This is a genomic window from Stenotrophomonas sp. STEN087, assembly GCF_056759115.1.
The window spans coordinates 1-4,344 of the sequence record NZ_JBRRCR010000152.1; the positions used below are offsets into that span (position 1 = coordinate 1).

The 4,344-nt window shown below is 68.7% G+C and carries 3 protein-coding genes; 2 read left to right on the top strand and 1 reads right to left on the bottom strand.

Annotation, left to right across the window (positions count from 1 at the left end; translation table 11 throughout):
* Positions 1 to 139: 139 nt before the first annotated feature.
* Positions 140 to 1,108, bottom strand: a complete 969-nt coding sequence (locus tag ACVOK1_RS20240) for a LysR family transcriptional regulator (RefSeq protein ID WP_108767340.1) — start codon at positions 1,106 to 1,108, stop codon at positions 140 to 142.
* 110 nt (positions 1,109 to 1,218) lie between these two features.
* Between ACVOK1_RS20240 and aceB the strand changes: the two genes are divergently transcribed.
* Entirely contained in the window at positions 1,219 to 2,856 is a 1,638-nt protein-coding gene (aceB, locus tag ACVOK1_RS20245; RefSeq protein ID WP_481563072.1) for a malate synthase A, read from the top strand.
* Positions 2,857 to 2,925: 69 nt separating this feature from the next.
* A complete protein-coding gene (aceA, locus tag ACVOK1_RS20250) occupies positions 2,926 to 4,227 on the top strand; it encodes an isocitrate lyase (RefSeq protein WP_108745712.1) in 1,302 nt (433 codons plus the stop codon).
* Positions 4,228 to 4,344 lie beyond the last annotated feature (117 nt).

A 4,344-nucleotide genomic window follows, 5' to 3' on the forward strand; every position in this document is an offset into this window, starting at 1 on the left:
CCATGGATGGCGCCATCGAGCCCCCATGGATGGGTTTACGGCGTGTCCTGACCACTCACACCGCCCCGCCATCCCACGGAAAGCCCGCTGTTGCCGTTGACGTTGCCGGCCAGCGGCCGGCACTACCGCAGGTGCACCCCTACCGCTCGGAATGCCCGCTCTGGTCGTAATCGCGCGGACTGAACAACTCCGGCTGGATCAGCTCCACAAACGCCCGCGCCTGCGCCGACAACGCCTTGCCCCGCCGCACGATCACCCCGTAACTGCGCTCCGGGAACCAGCGCTTCATCGACCGCGCCGCCAGCCGCTCATGGTCGCTCTCATGCAGGCACAGCGCCGGCACGATGGAAATGCCCATGCCCATCGCCACGTACTGCTTGATCACCTCCCAGCCGCCCACCTCCAGCGCCACCGTGTAGGCGATGCGGTGGCGCTGGAACACCTGGTCCACCAGCCGGTAGGTGATCTGCCGCTTCGGCGGCAGCACCAGCGGGTAGCGCGCGATGTCGGCCAGCTCCAGCTCGCCACCACTGGCCAGCGGATGATCGTGTGGTGCGATCAGCACCTGCTCGAAGCGATAGGCCGGCGCATAGGTCAGGTCGGCCGGCACGTCGGTCATCGACCCGATCGCCAGGTCGGCCGCGTCCTCGCGCAGCAGGTCGGTGCCATCGGCACTGATCGCGTTGTGCAGGGTCAGGCGCACGTCCGGATGGTGCAGGCGGAAGCGTTCGACGATCTTCGGCAGCAGGTAGAGGATGGTCGAGCTGTTGGCGGCGATGTTCAGCTCGCCCGCATCCAACCCGCGCACCTTGTCGCGGAAGCGCGCTTCCAGCCCGTCCAGGCTTTCCACCAGTGGCTGCGCCATCTCGTACAGCACCTGGCCCTCGCGGCTGGGCACCAGGCGGCGCCCGCTGCGCTCGAACAGCGGTACCCCCAGCTCACGTTCCAGTGCCTGCAGCTGCAGGCTGATCGCCGGCTGGCTGACGAACAGCGCCTCAGCCGCCCGTGAGACCGAGCCCAGGCGCACCGTCTGGCAGAACGCCCGCAGCGGCTTCAGCCGGTCGGATTTGTAGGAAAAACGCGGACTTGGCGGGCTGCGCGTGGTCATGGCGTCATAAGTATTAGCACACCTTATGTGGAACATTGCAAAAACTGTTTTGCCAAATACTCGGCCCGGGCGGCACTTTGGGGGCGTTCCCCCACCGCTGGAGTCACCCCATGTCCGCCGTTGCTTCCGCCGTTTCCTCCACCCCCGCCAAGGCCACCCCCGGTATCGCCCTGGCGACCCGCGTGGCCGGCCAGGAGACCGTGCTGCCGGCACCGCTGCTGGCCCTGCTGGTCTCGCTGCACCGGGCGGTGGAGCCGGGCCGGCAGGCGCGGCTGCAGGCCCGCCGCGAGCGCCAGGCGTTCTTCGACCAGGGCGGCCTGCCGGACTTCCGCAGCGATACCGCCGCGATCCGCAGCGGCGACTGGCGCGTGGCCCCGCTGCCGGCCGCGCTGCAGGACCGCCGCGTCGAGATCACCGGCCCGACCGACCCGAAGATGGTCATCAACGCGCTGAACTCCGGCGCCAAGGTGTTCATGGCCGACTTCGAGGATTCGACCTCGCCGACCTGGCGCAACCTGCTGGCCGGGCAGCAGTCGCTGGCGGCCGCCGTGCGCGGCGATCTGGAATTCACCGCGCCGGCCGCCAACGGCAAGCCGGGCAAGCACTACACCCTGCGCCCCTTTGAGGAACAGGCGGTGCTGATCGTGCGCCCGCGTGGCTGGCACCTGGACGAGAAGCACGTGCGCGTCGATGGGCAGTTCATCGCCGGCGGCCTGTTCGATGCGGCGGTGTTCGCCTTCCACAATGCCCGCACGCTGCAGGCCAAGGATCGCGGTCCGTACTTCTACCTGCCCAAGCTGCAGAGCATGGAAGAGGCCGCGCTGTGGGAGACCGCGCTGTCGCACATCGAAGGCATGCTCGGCCTGCCGCACGGCCAGATCAAGGTGACCGTGCTGATCGAAACGCTGCCGGCGGTGTTCGAGATGGACGAGATCCTGCACGCCCTGCGCGAGCGCATCGTCGGCCTCAACTGCGGCCGCTGGGATTACATCTTTTCCTACCTGAAGACCTTCCGCCGCCACGCCGACCGCGTGCTCCCCGAGCGCGGTCAGGTGACCATGTCCCAGCCGTTCCTGAAGGCGTATTCGGAACTGCTGATCCAGACCTGCCACCGCCGGGGCGCGCATGCGATGGGCGGCATGGCCGCACAGATTCCGATCAACAGCGATGCCGCCGCCAACGAACAGGCCATGGCCCGCGTCCGCGCCGACAAGCTGCGCGAAGTCAGTGCTGGCCACGACGGCACCTGGGTCGCGCACCCGGCGCTGATTCCGGTGGCGATGGCCATCTTCGACGAACACATGCCCACCGCGAACCAGCACCAGGTGCTGCGCCAGGATGTGCGGGTGGGCCGCGATGAACTGATCGCGCGGCCGCCGGGCAGCATCACCCGCGCCGGTTTCGAGGGCAACGTCGAAGTCTGCGTGCGCTACCTGGCCGCGTGGCTGGACGGCAACGGCTGCGTGCCGATCCACCACCTGATGGAAGACGCGGCCACCGCCGAGATCAGCCGCAGCCAGCTGTGGCAGTGGCTGCACACCCCGCGCCAGCAGCTGGACGACGGTACGGCTATCGACCTGCCGCTGCTCGACACCGCCCTGGCCCAGCTGCCGGCGCGGCTGGGCGATACCCGCGCGCTGCCCGGTGGCGCCCGCATCGGCGAGGCCATCGCCCTGCTGGGCGAACTGAGCCGCAGCGACGAACTGACCGACTTCCTGACCCTGCCGGCCTACGAGCGCATCGACTGACGGCCTGTTTCCCCGAATCCATCCCAGCCGGGCAGCGCCCGGCTCTACAACACCGAACTGGAGAAAGACATGAGCACCCTGCCCACTGCCGAACAGATCCAGCACGACTGGGACACCCACCCGCGCTGGGAAGGCATCCAGCGCAACTACAGCGCCGCCGACGTGGTGCGCCTGCGTGGCACCGTCCACATCGAGCATTCGCTGGCCCGGCTGGGCGCGGAAAAGCTGTGGAAGTCGCTGCACGAGCGCGAGTTCGTCAATGCGCTGGGCGCGCTGACCGGCAACCAGGCCATGCAGCAGGTCAAGGCCGGTCTGAAGGCGATCTACCTGTCCGGCTGGCAGGTGGCGGCCGATGCCAACCTGGCCGGGCAGATGTACCCGGACCAGTCGCTGTACCCGGCCGATTCGGTGCCGGCGGTGGTCAAGCGCATCAACAACACCCTGCTGCGCGCCGACCAGCTGCACCATGCCGAAGGCAAGGATGACATCGACTTCCTGCAGCCGATCGTGGCCGATGCCGAGGCCGGCTTCGGCGGCGTGCTCAACGCCTTCGAGCTGATGAAGGCGATGATCGAAGCCGGTGCCGCCGGCGTGCACTTCGAGGACCAGCTGGCCTCGGTGAAGAAGTGCGGGCACATGGGTGGCAAGGTGCTGGTGCCGACCCGTGAGGCCATCGAGAAGCTCAACGCCGCGCGCCTGGCTGCCGACGTGCTGGGCGTGCCGACCCTGCTGGTGGCGCGCACCGATGCCGAAGCCGCCGACCTGCTGACCAGTGACATCGATGGCAACGACCAGCCGTTCACCACCGGCGAGCGCACCGTGGAAGGCTTCTACAAGACCCGCAACGGCCTGGACCAGGCGATCAGCCGCGGCCTGGCCTACGCCCCTTACGCCGACCTGGTCTGGTGCGAGACCGGCAAGCCGGACCTGGAGTTCGCGCGGAAGTTCGCCGAGGCGATCCATGCGAAGTTCCCCGGCAAGCTGCTGGCCTACAACTGCTCGCCCAGCTTCAACTGGAAGAAGAACCTGGACGACGCCACGATTGCCAAGTTCCAGCGCGAGCTGGGCAGCTACGGCTACAAGTTCCAGTTCATCACCCTGGCCGGCTTCCACGCGCTGAACTACGGCATGTTCAACCTGGCCCACGGTTATGCGCGACGCCAGATGAGCGCTTTCGTGGAACTGCAGGAAGCCGAGTTCGAAGCGGCCGAGCGTGGCTTCACCGCGGTCAAGCACCAGCGCGAGGTCGGCACTGGCTACTTCGATGCGGTCACCCAGGCTATCCAGCAGGGCCAGTCCTCGACCACTGCGCTGACCGGCTCGACCGAGGAAGAGCAGTTCCATGGCGGCCGCAGCGAGCGCGCCGCCTGACCCCACCTCGCCCCGGTAGTGGGGGGGGGGGGGCGGGGGGGGGCCCCGCCCCCCCCCCGCCCCGGCCGCGGGGCCGGGGGGGCCCGCGCGGGGGGGGGGGGGGGGGGGGGGCGGCCC

Coding starts and splice junctions, on each gene's coding strand:
- ACVOK1_RS20240 (WP_108767340.1), bottom strand. CDS start 1,108: ATGACCACGCGCAGCCCGCCAAGTCCGCGTTTTTCCTACAAATCCGAC.
- aceB (WP_481563072.1), top strand. CDS start 1,219: ATGTCCGCCGTTGCTTCCGCCGTTTCCTCCACCCCCGCCAAGGCCACC.
- aceA (WP_108745712.1), top strand. CDS start 2,926: ATGAGCACCCTGCCCACTGCCGAACAGATCCAGCACGACTGGGACACC.